This window comes from Vibrio tubiashii (assembly GCF_028551255.1).
Lineage (GTDB): Bacteria > Pseudomonadota > Gammaproteobacteria > Enterobacterales > Vibrionaceae > Vibrio > Vibrio tubiashii_B.
This window is the reverse complement of the sequence record NZ_CP117029.1, coordinates 1377479-1390841: the sequence shown is the minus strand read 5'-3', so window position 1 is coordinate 1390841 and position 13363 is coordinate 1377479. Positions and strand designations below refer to the sequence as shown.

Annotated in this window: 14 protein-coding genes; 7 read left to right on the top strand and 7 right to left on the bottom strand. The window is 44.4% G+C overall.

What is annotated here, in order from left to right:
- The first annotated feature begins 102 nt into the window (after positions 1-102).
- The 5 genes from LYZ37_RS06350 (at position 103) to LYZ37_RS06330 (ending at position 4476) form a co-directional block, all read left to right on the top strand.
- Positions 103-786, top strand: a complete 684-nt coding sequence (locus LYZ37_RS06350) for a DUF2786 domain-containing protein (protein ID WP_272786947.1) — start codon at positions 103-105, stop codon at positions 784-786.
- A 144-nt stretch (positions 787-930) separates the two neighbouring features.
- Positions 931-1599, top strand: a complete 669-nt coding sequence (locus LYZ37_RS06345) for an OmpA family protein (RefSeq protein WP_272786946.1) — start codon at positions 931-933, stop codon at positions 1597-1599.
- Between the two features lie 147 nt (positions 1600-1746).
- A complete protein-coding gene (locus LYZ37_RS06340; RefSeq protein ID WP_272786945.1) occupies positions 1747-2778 on the top strand; it encodes a J domain-containing protein in 1032 nt (343 codons plus the stop codon).
- Positions 2779-2947: 169 nt separating this feature from the next.
- Entirely contained in the window at positions 2948-3133 is a 186-nt protein-coding gene (locus LYZ37_RS06335) for a hypothetical protein (RefSeq protein WP_069666168.1), read from the top strand.
- Positions 3134-3285: 152 nt separating this feature from the next.
- Positions 3286-4476, top strand: a complete 1191-nt coding sequence (locus tag LYZ37_RS06330; RefSeq protein WP_272786944.1) for a GGDEF domain-containing protein — start codon at positions 3286-3288, stop codon at positions 4474-4476.
- On the opposite strand, the gene maiA is transcribed toward LYZ37_RS06330, so the two are convergent.
- From maiA to hppD, 4 genes are read right to left on the bottom strand one after another with little or no spacing between them, the layout of a single operon-like run.
- A complete protein-coding gene (gene maiA / locus LYZ37_RS06325; RefSeq protein WP_272786943.1) occupies positions 4430-5083 on the bottom strand; it encodes a maleylacetoacetate isomerase in 654 nt (217 codons plus the stop codon). The genes LYZ37_RS06330 and maiA overlap by 47 nt on opposite strands.
- On the bottom strand, positions 5076-6089 hold the full coding sequence (locus tag LYZ37_RS06320; RefSeq protein ID WP_239825977.1) for a fumarylacetoacetate hydrolase family protein: 1014 nt from the start codon (positions 6087-6089) through the stop codon (positions 5076-5078). Before LYZ37_RS06320 ends, maiA begins: the two co-directional genes overlap by 8 nt.
- Before the next feature lie 13 nt (positions 6090-6102).
- A complete protein-coding gene (locus LYZ37_RS06315) occupies positions 6103-7233 on the bottom strand; it encodes a homogentisate 1,2-dioxygenase (protein WP_272786942.1) in 1131 nt (376 codons plus the stop codon).
- The gene (gene hppD, locus LYZ37_RS06310; RefSeq protein WP_171324145.1) at positions 7226-8299 is read right to left on the bottom strand and encodes a 4-hydroxyphenylpyruvate dioxygenase; all 1074 of its coding nucleotides are present in this window, start codon (positions 8297-8299) and stop codon (positions 7226-7228) included. The genes LYZ37_RS06315 and hppD overlap by 8 nt, the downstream gene beginning before the upstream one ends.
- Positions 8300-8748: 449 nt before the next feature.
- Here hppD and LYZ37_RS06305 point away from each other — a divergent pair, with 449 nt between their 5' ends.
- On the top strand, positions 8749-9855 hold the full coding sequence (locus LYZ37_RS06305) for a M20/M25/M40 family metallo-hydrolase (RefSeq protein ID WP_272786941.1): 1107 nt from the start codon (positions 8749-8751) through the stop codon (positions 9853-9855).
- Between the two features lie 60 nt (positions 9856-9915).
- On the opposite strand, the gene LYZ37_RS06300 is transcribed toward LYZ37_RS06305, so the two are convergent.
- The 3 genes from LYZ37_RS06300 to LYZ37_RS06290 all read right to left on the bottom strand — a co-directional run bounded on the left by LYZ37_RS06300 (position 9916) and on the right by LYZ37_RS06290 (position 12761).
- Entirely contained in the window at positions 9916-11709 is a 1794-nt protein-coding gene (locus LYZ37_RS06300) for a putative bifunctional diguanylate cyclase/phosphodiesterase (RefSeq protein ID WP_272786940.1), read from the bottom strand.
- A gap of 141 nt (positions 11710-11850) precedes the next feature.
- The gene (locus tag LYZ37_RS06295; RefSeq protein WP_272786939.1) at positions 11851-12585 is read right to left on the bottom strand and encodes a chromosome partitioning protein ParA; all 735 of its coding nucleotides are present in this window, start codon (positions 12583-12585) and stop codon (positions 11851-11853) included.
- A gap of 17 nt (positions 12586-12602) precedes the next feature.
- A complete protein-coding gene (locus tag LYZ37_RS06290) occupies positions 12603-12761 on the bottom strand; it encodes a hypothetical protein (protein WP_004743471.1) in 159 nt (52 codons plus the stop codon).
- Positions 12762-13002: 241 nt separating this feature from the next.
- Here LYZ37_RS06290 and LYZ37_RS06285 point away from each other — a divergent pair, with 241 nt between their 5' ends.
- The gene (locus LYZ37_RS06285) at positions 13003-13341 is read left to right on the top strand and encodes a 50S ribosome-binding protein YggL (protein WP_272786938.1); all 339 of its coding nucleotides are present in this window, start codon (positions 13003-13005) and stop codon (positions 13339-13341) included.
- Positions 13342-13363: the final 22 nt, after the last annotated feature.

The following is a 13363-nucleotide window of genomic DNA, read 5'->3' as shown; positions in this document are numbered from 1 at the left end:
AAGAATGAGCAGATAATTGGTGTGATTGGTATCATTTCCGTTTTTTGCTAGAAAGCGGTAAAATGTCCGACTTTGCTAAATTAGTGAGATTTGAAGCGGTCGATGGATAAACAAAAAGCCCTTAAGAAAATTGCGAAATGTTTAGAACTTGGTAACTCTGCTAACGTTAACGAAGCGGCGAATGCAATCAAGATGGCTCATCGCTTGATGCTTAAGTACGGCCTCGATAAAGACGATATTGAGTTTATCAAGATGGGCAAAACCCAATCGACTCACCTCTTGCCAGCCAACGTTGGTTCAAATCTGCTTAGAATTATTCGCGGCATTAACACCAAATTTGGCGTCGAAGCCGTATTGCTCAATCACAAAGGTTTAAAACGTGTTGAGTTCATTGGTGAAGCTGACCGCGCTATCTTCGCTGCCTTCGCGTTTGATATCGTCTATCGTGAAATGAATGAGCAAACTGGCCGTTTCCGTAATGGTTTTGCCGGTTCAGGCACGCCGACAACTGAAGTGACCCGACGCGTCAACTCTTTCCTTTCAGGTTGGGTTGAAGGGGCTTTAGAAAAGCTGCCGATCATCAGCCCTGATGAAGATTCAGCGAAGAAGATCGACGACTACATCGATAAAGAGTTTAAAAACATCGACCGCGAAACATTTAAGCAGCAGCTTAGAGAAGCGATGAAGAACTTGACCGAAGATTATGAAGTCGGTTTGAAGAAAGGTCGTACCGTCTCAGTTAACCGCCCTATCGACGGAGCACAAGCACCAAAAATGCTCAGATAGAGCAAGCTTTGTTCACCCACCGTTAATATTCAGTAAATTAATCTTTTCCGCGTTGACATAACGAATGCCATCGGTTTAATTCATGGCATTCGAGATCCAGACCGACCTTGTCTGGCAATAATAATGATACACGGAGATGTTATCGTGAAGAAGATTACGGCTGCTTTAGCCATCGCAATAGCCCTTTCTGGCTGCCAAGCAACACAGCGCCAAAACGCAACCACTGGCGAAAGCGAAACCAACTCAGCAACCCAAGGCGCACTTATCGGTGCCATCGCAGGTGCTGCTGTTGGCTTAGCGACTGGTGATGATGCAACAGAGCGTCGACAGCACGCGCTGATCGGCGCTGCGGGTGGTGCCGCTGTCGGTGGCGGTATCGGTTACTACTTTGATCAACAAGAAGCTGCACTACGCAAAGAACTTATGGACTCTGGTGTGCAAGTAGAACGCGTTGGAGAAAATCAGTTACTGCTTCGTCTAGAAAACGGCATTGGCTTCCAGACAAGCTCTTATCAACTTGATTCTAGTATTCATAAAACCTTGCGCGGCGTAGCAAGGATCTTGGTCGAGTACCCAGATACTAGCCTTGTTATTGATGGTCACACTGACAGTACAGGTAGTGACACAACCAACCAAATTTTATCTGAGCGTCGCGCTGAGTCAGTACGTTCTTATTTAGTTTCACAGGGTGTTGCAGCTGGACGAGCAGTTGCTCGCGGTAATGGCGAGCGTTACCCGCTGTGTACTAACAGCACTTCGGAAGGTCGAGCTTGCAATCGACGCGTAGAAATTCAGATCTTACCGCTAAAATAGTACAGCTAAATCGTTGCGAAGATGGCTTCCTCGGAAGCCATTTTTGAATTCTTAATATCGATTCGAAACAATAATTGTCTATTTTTTCTGGTCAATTGATATACTTAGCAGATACCACCACTTTTATCCTAGTGACTAGAGGCTGATTTGCGAATCCTATCCCTTCTACTACTTGTTTACTCTTCAGTGAGTTTTGCTCAAACAGTAGAAGAGCTCACCCAAAGCGCACAAAATAATAATGTCCATGCTCAGTTAGAGCTCGCTGACAGATACTCGCAAGGGCAAGGTGTTCAACAGTCTAGCTCAGAAGCTTTCTATTGGTACCAACAAGCAGCAAACAATGGGAGTGATTCCGCCGCAGCAAACCTAGGGCGCGCTTACTATAAAGGCCTTGGCACTAAAGTAGATATTGAGAATGCGATTTTTTGGCTAAGCAAAGCCGCCCTATCTGGTGACAAGCAAGCCCCATTACTACTTGGCCAATTGTACGAACAAGCTAAAGAACAACCAGATAACCTTGATCTAGCCGAACTTTGGTATGAACAAGCTGCTAAAGAAAACCCAGATGCGGAGAAAGATTATGCTCGGGTACTTGAGCAGCAGTTTAACAACCGTAGAGCGAAGCAAGTTGCCGCTATCGATCAATTAGAAGTGGCTTTTGACCACCAAGATATAGAGCTAAGCCCGAAAGCCAAATCAATTGCCCATCAGGGTCAAGCGCAAAGCACAACTATCTATGCTCTGCTCGGTTTACTCACACTGAGTATCGCGCTCATCATCTGGCTTTTACGCACAAACCGTTCACTTCGCGCACATACTGACAGCACCGACTCAGACGCTCAAAGACAACAAATTAAACTTGAGAGGGAGTTGCGACGTAAGGATGACACCTTAAAGCAACAGAAGCGTCAGATGGAGGTGATGTATCGCCATATTAAAAAGCTTCAAGCTCAGCCTAAGCCGACTGCGAAACCTCAATCAGTCGCACAAGATAAACCTATCACGCTCGCTTGCGCACTGTTTGGCTTTAATCCAGCCAAAATTCCTAATGAAAAACAGATCAAACTTCGCTACAAGCAATTGTCTAAAGTTTACCACCCAGATCTAAAAGGCAGCGAAGAAGAGATGAAGCGCCTAAACCAGGCACTTAAAGTCATACTCAAACAGGTTAACAAATAGTTACAAAATACAAGCAATTAGATTTCCAAGTTTAGACAAGTCTTAAATTACAAGGCTACGCAATCGATCACCCTCCCATTCCACGTAACAAATAGTTAACCATTTACCGTTATTCATGTCATAATCCGCACCGAAAATAACACCTAGTTATTAGGGTGGGGAGAAATCTATGTTTACGATCGAAGGTGTATGCGATTGGTGCAAAAAACCAAGCATGCTAACCAAACATGAATACGTTGACGGTAAAAGCCATCATTCATGTAAAGAGTGCAATGACTTAGCGACATTGGATGTACGTCAGTTCAACATTGCAGAATTACAGCAGCGTGAGCGTCAAATAAGCTCGCTACGTTAATTCGTACTCTTTCTCCAAGGACGACACTGAGGCCACCTTTATAGGTGGCTTTTTGCTTTATTGGCATAAGCATCAGTTTTATTAACACTTCGTTTACAACCAACATTGATTAAGGTAGGTTCAAATTAAGGATTAAGAATTGTGGCCGCTTAATGAACCCTAATATCGCAATAGAAATAGAGCGTAGAAAGCATCTAGAAATGATGGATGCCTTCCCTATGATCGCGATTCTACAAGGGGCTTTAGCTGCATTGGTTCTATGTGTCACCGTTCTCAATTACGGGCTATCAAATCAAACTGTTATCTGGGCTGGCTTGTTTGTATGCGTCATTAGCGCGCGCTATATCGTTGATCGTTCTCTAAGACCTCGTATCGACACTCACAGCATGCACAAGTCGCACTGGCTTACTCTGCTTACCACTCGTTCTTTAATTGGTTTCGTTTGGTCATTAGGGTCTATTTGGTACATTCAACTTGCTCCAGAACATAACTTACTTTCTACCACTATCTGGTGTACTGCCCTCGCCTTCGCTGGCACGATCTTTCACATTAATTCGATTTCAGCACTGCAAGTTTACTTTTGGTCACTGATTCTGCCGCTGGTTGTCTATTTTTCGATTGGACTAGAGCGTCTGTTTGAAGCGTTTATCTTAGTGTTATGTGGCGTCATTTACGTCAGTTTGTATACCCGCATCTTGCACAATAAGGCGATAAAGAGAATTGCCGAAGAGATAGAGAAAGAGCAACTAATCCGACAACTTTCTGAAGCAAACCACTCCATAAAAGCACTCGCTGAGCAGGATGCGTTAACTGAGCTAAAAAACCGTACCTACTTCAATCAAAAGATAGAAACCGTCTGGCAGCGTAGCAAAGAGAAGCGCCAAGATCTTTGTGTCATCTTATTTGATATTGACCACTTCAAACCCTTCAACGATAACTATGGCCACGTTTCTGGAGATAAAGCCTTACGCAAAGTCGCTAAACGACTTAAGACAATCGATTTAGAAGCGGAATACAGTTTCTTTGCCAGAGTCGGCGGTGAAGAGTTCGTGGCGGTATTACCCAATACGAGGTTAGATAAAGCGAAATCCATTGCAGAGCTGATTCGGTTCGATATTGAAAATGCGGCGATTGCTCACCAACACTCATCTTGTGCAGATGTCATCACTATCAGTGCTGGAGTTGCTATTAGCACTTCAGAACAAACCTCTTCGATTATTGAAATGATGGAGCAGGCAGATAAAGCCCTCTATCTCGCGAAAGAGGGCGGCAGGAATCGAGTAGCGATATTTGCTCCTAAAGAACAACCGCATCTGGCTGAACTTCAGGCGCAGCCCTCTTAAACGCATCTAACTCATTTAGTGACGTTGTCACTCTAACAATATTCGAATAGGCTGTTAAATCAACGTCGAAACGCTTGGCGTTGTATACCTGCGGAACAAGACAAGCATCAACTAAAGTCACTTCATCGCCCACGCTATATTTTCCGCTACACAAATTCAGTCGTTTTTCCAGCGCGGTAAAACCCTGTTCAATCCAATGCCGATACCAGCGAGTTTTGGCTTCCTCTTCAACAGACAACTCACCTGACAAATATTGCAGCACTCTTAGGTTATTGAGAGGGTGAATATCGATGGCTATATCCTGCGCTAAAGACTTCACGATGTAGCGGCGCTCTTTATCTAGCGGAGTAAGCACAACCTCTGGGTAGATTTCATCAAGATAGTCGATGATCGCTAACGATTGATTAAGAGTAACGTCACCATCGACTAATACTGGCACTAACTGATTTGGATTGAGTTTTTGATAGTCGGCGGAGCGCTGTTCTCCGCCGTTTTTTACCAAATGAATAGAACGCTGCTGATAACTTAACTCTTTTAGATTAAGCGCGATTCTCACACGGTATGCCGCTGAAGAACGCCAATAACCATAGAGAATGCGATCACTCATATTTCACCACTTGCTGGTCAATCGCGCCAAAGATAGAGTGACCGTCCGCGTCTTTCATTTCCATCTTGATTCGGTCACCAAACTTCATAAAACTCGTCGATGGTGAGCCATCACGAATCGTTTCTATCATTCGTACTTCAGCAATACAGGAGTACCCGACCCCACCTTCAGCAATCGCGGTGCCAAAGTCCGTACCTTGTTTGTTTGACACGGTTCCAGAACCGATGATCGCTCCCGCGGATAGAGGGCGGCTTTTGGCTGCATGTGCAATCAGCTCGGGAAACTCGAACGTCATATCAACGCCTGCATTTGGACATCCAAAGGGTTCGTTGTTGTAAAAACTGAGAAGTGGCAGGTTCACTTTACCCCCATCCCAATCGTCCCCTAGTTCATCTGGTGTTACCGCTACTGGAGAGAAGACGGAAGATGGTTTTGACTGAAAGAAACCAAACCCTTTCGCGAGTTCGTTAGGGATTAAGCCACGCAGTGAAACGTCATTGACCAACATAATCAGCCTGATAGATTTCGCCGCTTCTTCTGCCGTGACTCCCATTGCAACATCACCTGTTACGACAGCGACTTCACCTTCGAAATCAATCCCCCACTCTTCACTCACGACTGGGATATCATCATAAGGTCCGATAAATGCGTCGGAACCACCCTGATACATCAAGGGATCGGTCCAAAAACTTGGCGGCATTTCCGCACCACGCGCTTTGCGCACTAATTCAACATGGTTAACATAGGCTGAGCCGTCCGCCCATTGATAAGCCCGTGGGAGAGGAGATTCACTCAAAGCAGGATCAAATGGCATTTCGCTGGTTAGCTCACCATTATTCAGCGCGACATAGACCTCATTGAGCTGAGATTCAACATGATTCCAATTGTCTAGCGCTTCTTGCATCGTTTGCGCAACTTCAGGCACTGCAACACATTTTGTCAGTGCTTTGTTTACCACAACCAATAAGCCATCTCGACTATCATTCTTTAGGGTTGCTAACTTCATATTCAGTCCCTTTCTATTTTTCTTTCCAACTGTAGACGTATTCTTTGTTTTCCACCTGCTCGGCCTCGTTACTGAAGTTCAGCGCGTGTCTGGTATCAATCATGACCGCAACTTCATCAGTAAACTTCTTCTTGTACTCTTGACCCGCTTTAAAGGCTTTCGGGTGAGGACCATGAGTAAAGCCTGCCGGGTGGAAGGTCACCATTCCCGCTTCAATATTGTCGCGACTAAAGAAATCTCCGGCGTGGTAAAACAGAACTTCGTCATAATCATCATTGTTGTGATAAAACGGCACTTTCAGTGCACCAGGGTCACTTTCAATAGGTCTCGGTACAAAGGTACATATCACGAATCCTTGACCAACAAAGGTGGTATGCGCCGATGGTGGTAAGTGGTAACGGTGTGACATTAATGGTCGGATATCACGCCAGTTCACTCGAACTACTGACAGATCGCCATGCCAACCGATCGCATCAAGTGGATTGAACGGATAGGTGACGACACTAACTTGATCGTGACGCTTGACGTGAACCTGCGTAGCATCCTCGGAATACTGGGCTTTAAACTGGTCATCAATTTTTGGTACATCCAACACCGCAGGATCAAACACAGCGTGATTTCCTACCATACCTTTCTCTGGTAGCGTGTATGCCGCATCCGTGTTTTCAATCATCAAGACAAACATAGGTTCACGAGGCTCTAATCGCCAACTTGTCGAACGCGGAATCATTACATAATCGCCTTCAACCACTTCTAAGTGCCCATAGTCACAGTAAAGATCTGCTGCCCCCTGGTGAATGAACAACAGCTCATCTCCATCAGCATTTCTAACCAAATGCGTCATGGCACTCTCTAACTTCCATACGCGCACTTTACAGTTGGCATTATGGAGAAGATGAGGCACAGACCAAGGCGAAAGCTGATGTGACTCTTCTACGTGATTGAAGTTAAACGCGCGTGGTTTTAAATCGCCTTCCCACTCGCTCCAACCAGTAGGAGCATGTTTATGGTGAAAGTGGGCAGCAGGCCCAAAAAACCCACTACGTCCTGCTTCACGTTCGTAAATTGCCTCTTCGGGAAAATCAGCATGCGCCTGGTTGGAGCACACTCCCTCCCGATGAGGGAATGTTATCCATTTATGCATCGTCTAGTACCCCACGACGGATTTGGTCTTCTTCAATCGACTCAAATAACGCTTTAAAGTTACCCTCGCCGAACCCTTCATTGCCTTTACGTTGAATGATTTCAAAGAATACTGGGCCAATTACAGTTTGAGTAAAGATCTGAAGTAGGATGCCATCTTTCATCGGTGCGCCATCAATCAAGATTCGTAGGTCGCGTAACTTCGATACGTCTTCTTTATGCCCATCCACGCGGCTATCGACTTTTTCGTAGTAAGTATCAGGGGTTGGCATAAAGTCCATACCACGATCACGCAGGGTTTGGACGGTCTGATAAATATCATCTGTGGTTAAGGCGATATGCTGAATACCTTCACCGTTGTACTCACGAATAAACTCTTCAATTTGCGATTTGTCATCAGAGGATTCGTTGATAGGAATTCGGATCTTGCCACAAGGCGCAGTCATCGCTCGGCTCACCAAGCCCGTTAATTTACCTTCAATGTCGAAGTAGCGAATCTCACGGAAATTACCAATGCGCTCATAGAAGCCCGACCATACGTCCATATTACCTTGCTTAACGTTATGCGTTAGGTGGTCAATCTCGTACAGGCCAACATCCATTTTTTCCAGACGTTCCTTCGCATCTTCATAGAAGCGGAAGTCCACTTCATAAATACTGCCATCTTGGTAACGATCAACAAAATACAATAAGCTCTCGCCAATACCGTATATCGCAGGGATGCTAAGCTCCATTGGACCAATTTCAGTAATGTATTCTTTACCACCATTGGCTAGCGCCTGCTTCATTGCAGCCGCTGAATCTTTCACGCGAAATGCCATGCCACACACCGAAGGGCCGTGAATTTCAGCAAACGCATGGGCCTGACTATGAGGCTGAGCATTAACGATAAAGTTCACATCACCTTGTCGATACAGCCACGCTTCCTTTGAACGGTGTTTAGCCACTTCTGCAAACCCAAGCGAATTAAACAGGTCTTTAAGCGCTTGAATACCTTTCGCGTCTGCCGCTGTGTATTCAACAAACTCAAATCCATCTGTACCTAGTGGGTTGTACGCTTCGTTCATTTCTATATCCCTCGTTATTGATCTAACTACCGTGTAACTATCAATAACTTGGCTCAGCTAAGCGCAAATTTGAACCTTACACGCCCAATCCAAAGTTAACGAAATGTAATTAAAAACTGTAAACACGTTTAATTCAGATAACTTTAATTAATTTAAATCAATAATTTACCACCAAAATCAAAGTAACAATTAGTTTACATTTCACCCATAAACATAACTTCCTACTTATTAACAAGTATAGTTCAGTCTTGAATTTGACTCTGAAGACCAACCGAGTCCAGTTGCCTCGTTACATTGAGCAAACCAATTCAAATACACACATAAAATCACTAAGTAAATCGTTAACCATAAATTGACATTAGGAGTTGCTGATAGATTGATATAGCGCAGACAAATCTCCCGTCCGAGCCGTTATGGTTACCTCCTCTGTTCCTTAACGAGGTATAACAATGACTCAAATTAACCGTGAACGTCTGGTAGAACACTTTATCCAACTAGTGAAAATTGACAGCGAATCTCGCAATGAAAAACAAATTGCGCAGGCGTTAGCAGAACAGTTAGGTGAGCTAGGCTTTACTGTCCATAAACTGCCAGTGCCTGAAGAGGTATCAAACGGCTTTAACGTCTATGCTCGACTAGAAGGTACCATTGACGATAGCGTTGTACTTAGCTGCCATATGGACACCGTGACTCCTGGCATTGGCATTGAGCCAGTGATTGAAGACGGCATCATTCGTTCGAAAGGCAACACTATTTTAGGTGGTGATGACAAATCGGGTATTGCCGCGATTATGGAAGCAGTTCGCAGCATTAAAGCGCAAAACCTAGCGCACAAGACCATTGAGCTTGCCTTCACTGTTCATGAAGAAGGTGGCCTATTCGGCTCTGAAAACTTCGACATGTCTTACATTCAAGCCGACAAAGCAATCGTATTAGATACCGGTGGTCCTATTGGTACTATCGTCAATGCTGCACCGGGTCAGCAAAAGATCGTTGCTAACTTTATTGGTCGCCCTGCCCATGCAGGCTTAGCACCGGAAGAAGGTATCAGCGCGATTCAAGTCGCCTCTGAAGCCATCACCAACATGAAGTTACTGCGTATTGATGAAGAGACAACGGCTAACATCGGTATTGTTCAAGGTGGTAACGCTACCAACATCGTTATGCCTGAGCTAAAAGTGGTTGCGGAAGCGCGCTCACTAAACGATGACAAACTGACAGCACAAGTTGCTCATATGGTTGAAACCTTCCAAGCGGCAGCAGATAAGCATGGCGCACAAGTTGAGATTGAATCGACCCGTGCATACAACGCGTTTGTAATTGCAGATGATCATCCACATATTGAGTCGGTAAAAGCCTCCTTCGAAGCCATTGGCGCGAATCCTTACACTAAAGGTACAGGTGGTGGTAGTGATGCCAACAACTTTAATGCAAAAGGGTTGACCACGGTTAATATCTCGACCGGTATGGCAAAAGTTCATACTACTGAAGAGTTCATTGCCATTGATGACATGGTGAAAGTGACGGAACTTGTTGAGCACTACCTCACGCATTAATCGAATCTGTTAACGACAAAAGCCGCTGAGTGCGGCTTTTCTATTATTGTGCATTAGACACTACTCTTTCGTCAGCTTGACCACTCTCTCCTCGCGCATCTCCTGAGTCATCATCGAGGCAAACTCATCATGGTTAAGGGGCTGTGAAAACAGATAGCCCTGATACTGATCGCAGCCTTCTTGAACAAGAACATCCAGCTGCTCTTGAAACTCAACCCCTTCAGCGACAAGTTTGATCCCCAAACTGTGCCCCATTTGAATGATGGTGCGAACAAGTACCCGATCAGAGTGATTGATAGCACACTCATCAATAAAACATTTATCAATCTTGATAATATCAATAGGCAGTTGCTTTAAATACTTGAGACTTGAGTACTCAACACCAAAGTCATCTATCGCGATAGAGACGCCAATCGCTCTTAACTGACGACATATATCGGTAATGTTCTCCGGATCGCTCATCAAGGTAGATTCGGTAATTTCTAGCTGTAATAGATGCGACGGAAGTTGTGTCTCTTTGAGCGCTTTACACACCACTTCAAACAGATCCGCATGAGCGAACTGGACGGTTGAAACATTGACCGCAATACAAACCGGTAGATGCTGATCATAATACTGTTTCGCTTGGCGACACGCTTCATGAATGATCCAATGACCTATAGGCACAATCTGGGTCGTTTTTTCAGCAATTGGAATAAACTCCGCCGGAGATATTGGCCCAAGTTGCGGGTGGTTCCAGCGCAATAAGGCTTCCGCGCCAACTATCTTAACCGACTCTACATCTACCTTAGGTTGAAACATAAGTACAAACTGGTGACTAGACAGAGCAGAGCGTATCTCTGTTTCGATTTGATGCTGCCGTATGGTTTCACCAAGTAACTCATCATCAAACCAACACACTGCCCCACCGCCGACTGAGCGAGCCTTATACAGGGCGAAGTCAGCATTTTTCTCCCACACTTCTGGGCTGCCGACCGCATCCGCAGCATAGGCAACTCCAATACAATACGAGAGTCGATGAGACGTATTATCTACATCAAACATCGCTCTTTGATGGCGATTTAATTCATCGACGAGTTGTTCAAGTTTAGGTTGAAGATCCTTGTTCTCGACAACAACAATAAATTCATCTCCGCCAAATCGATACACTTTGCCGACCTCTCCCACAATATCGGTAATATGCTTAGAAAAGGCGATGAGTAACTCATCACCATAGCGATAGCCTAAGCGGTCGTTAACGTTTTTAAACCCTTCCAGACCAATGTGCACCATCCCAAAGTGCTTGGCATTCTGCTCGGTTATCTTTTCGATATCCTCTTTATAGGCATTGGCATTGGGCAATTTCGTTAAGTAGTCGGTCTGACTTTCCGTTTTGAATGTTTCTGCTTGCTGCTGAGTTTTGACAAACAAGTAAGTCATTAACGTGGCAAACACCGTCACTGAGGTCATCTCAATTGAGGTATCAATAAACGTCTGAAAATCTGAAATGGTTAACTGGTATAAGTAGCCATTAATCAGCGCAGCACATACCGCAATTGGCCACAGGGTTCCTGGGAAAAGCACAATATAACAAAGCGGCAAGAAGAATAGACACGCTTTAACTAGCTCAAATGGGAAAGGTTGAATCAATCCACCAATCAAGAATAAAGCGGTGGCTGAGAAGGCGAAGACATGCTTGAGAGATCGATTGGTGCAGTACAAAGCTAGCAACAGCAAAACAGGGAATAGGTAGTATGCATATTCCCAAGGGTGCGGTTGCAGCAAAAATGAGTGGGACATGACCCCTACTGCAACGATGTAGGCGATATAAGCGATAACCTGTACGGCTTCGTTTACCTTAAATAGCTGCTGCATTTGATGCCTTGCTTACTTGTTTCTTCTAATAAACAGTAGCGCATATTTGGCATCTACGACGGACTCAAATAGATTTACAATTGCGAAAATAGCAAAAACGCCTCAAAAATGAGGCGTTGTTTCATTCAAACAGAACGGGTTCTACAGGCCGAGCTCTTCAGATAGGGCTTTCATCTGCTTTAGATCCATTTGATGAACCCGAATCATCTGCTCTACTTGGCTCAATCGAGATTGGGCCTCATCTTGTTTATCACACGAGTCTGATTTCGCATCCCAAGACGTCCCTTCTAAATAGATATCACATGCTTTCTTAAGCTCTGAGATCTTAGGTTGGAGTTCTTCCCTCTCTTTCTCTAGAGACTCTAGCTCCATTTTTACTCTTAGCTCTTGTTGAAACAATTCACGAGAACGCTCAAACATAGTCGCTTGCATATCAGCTTGTCGATTTAGCTTGTTGTTTTGTGAGTTTGCGGTCTGCAGCTGATCTTTTTGCGCTGCGATCTGCTCCTCAAGCGACATGTTGACTTTTTCTAGCTCGTTGACTTGCTGTTCTAGTTTACCGATCGTTTCTTGGTGCTCAGCTTGTTGTTGTTCAATCGCTTTTTGTAGCTTGAGTTCCACTTCATCGTCGACCTTAGCTACTTTCTCTTCAACCTGAACGACCATTTTCTGCTTATCGTCAGCCAAGGTTTGGTATTGCTGCTCCAGAGTCTGATAAGTCGATTCCCACTTTTTTGCAGTCAATGTCGAGCCAACTAAGCCACCTAATGCCAAACCTAAAACACCCGCGATGATAATGTAGAGATGCGTTCGCTTGTCTCGTTCTTCAATAACGACAACGTCTTCGTTCTCTTGGTTATCAGTATGTTCGTTCACTTATATGCTCCTGAGGGTTAACGCATCAGCTCTGTAATCATGAGTGTAGTTGTGTACAGTAAAAAGCCAGAAACCAAAGTAACAACCACGTATTTCTGCAGCTTTTCGCTTGTCCGATAACGAATCAAAACAAACGCTAAAGCCACTAAAAATGCAATTGCAAGTAACCTTGTCATAACCTCTCCTTAGGCAGACTTTCTATTCATTACTTTATACCATTTTTACGCTCAAATAGTCAGAAACGCGTAGTTTTACTGGCTAAGAATTTAAATTTAATTGATTCAAATGGTTACTTTGTTATCAAAGTGCAAATCTAAGAGTAAATTACGAGCATTTTAGCGCCGAACACAGCATTTTGTTTGGTGCTCTGGTCGAACTAAGGTATAAAGAGCTAACGAAAAATAGTGAGAAAAAACGATGAAACCATACAAGTTGGACAACAAAAAACGCCGCATCCAAAAGAAACTATTCTTGGGTGAATTTGCAATGCTTGGATTCGAACTAAGCTGCGAAACCACAATCACCGATTTCGATAAGTATGATGTGTTTGTCGATGAGTTCATCGATTACATTGATGGCTTAGGCCTTTGCTTTGGTGGCGGCGGCCTAGAGCTGTTTGAAGGCTTCTTATGCTGCAATGCTCGCTATGCCGATGTGACTGAAGAGCAAAAAGCACAGGTTGTTGCATGGCTAGAAGCTCGTGAAGAGGTTAAATCAGTAGAAACTAGCGAGTTGGTAGACGCAAACTACTTCTAGTTTCCGCCCTCTGTCTACGCAA

Excerpts from the sequence above, each read along its gene's own strand:
- LYZ37_RS06350 (WP_272786947.1), top strand. The coding sequence starts at position 103 with ATGGATAAACAAAAAGCCCTTAAGAAAATTGCGAAATGTTTAGAACTT.
- LYZ37_RS06335 (WP_069666168.1), top strand. The coding sequence starts at position 2,948 with ATGTTTACGATCGAAGGTGTATGCGATTGGTGCAAAAAACCAAGCATG.
- LYZ37_RS06330 (WP_272786944.1), top strand. The coding sequence starts at position 3,286 with ATGAACCCTAATATCGCAATAGAAATAGAGCGTAGAAAGCATCTAGAA.
- maiA (WP_272786943.1), bottom strand. The coding sequence starts at position 5,083 with ATGAGTGATCGCATTCTCTATGGTTATTGGCGTTCTTCAGCGGCATAC.
- LYZ37_RS06320 (WP_239825977.1), bottom strand. The coding sequence starts at position 6,089 with ATGAAGTTAGCAACCCTAAAGAATGATAGTCGAGATGGCTTATTGGTT.
- LYZ37_RS06315 (WP_272786942.1), bottom strand. The coding sequence starts at position 7,233 with ATGCATAAATGGATAACATTCCCTCATCGGGAGGGAGTGTGCTCCAAC.
- hppD (WP_171324145.1), bottom strand. The coding sequence starts at position 8,299 with ATGAACGAAGCGTACAACCCACTAGGTACAGATGGATTTGAGTTTGTT.
- LYZ37_RS06305 (WP_272786941.1), top strand. The coding sequence starts at position 8,749 with ATGACTCAAATTAACCGTGAACGTCTGGTAGAACACTTTATCCAACTA.
- LYZ37_RS06300 (WP_272786940.1), bottom strand. The coding sequence starts at position 11,709 with ATGCAGCAGCTATTTAAGGTAAACGAAGCCGTACAGGTTATCGCTTAT.
- LYZ37_RS06290 (WP_004743471.1), bottom strand. The coding sequence starts at position 12,761 with ATGACAAGGTTACTTGCAATTGCATTTTTAGTGGCTTTAGCGTTTGTT.
- LYZ37_RS06285 (WP_272786938.1), top strand. The coding sequence starts at position 13,003 with ATGAAACCATACAAGTTGGACAACAAAAAACGCCGCATCCAAAAGAAA.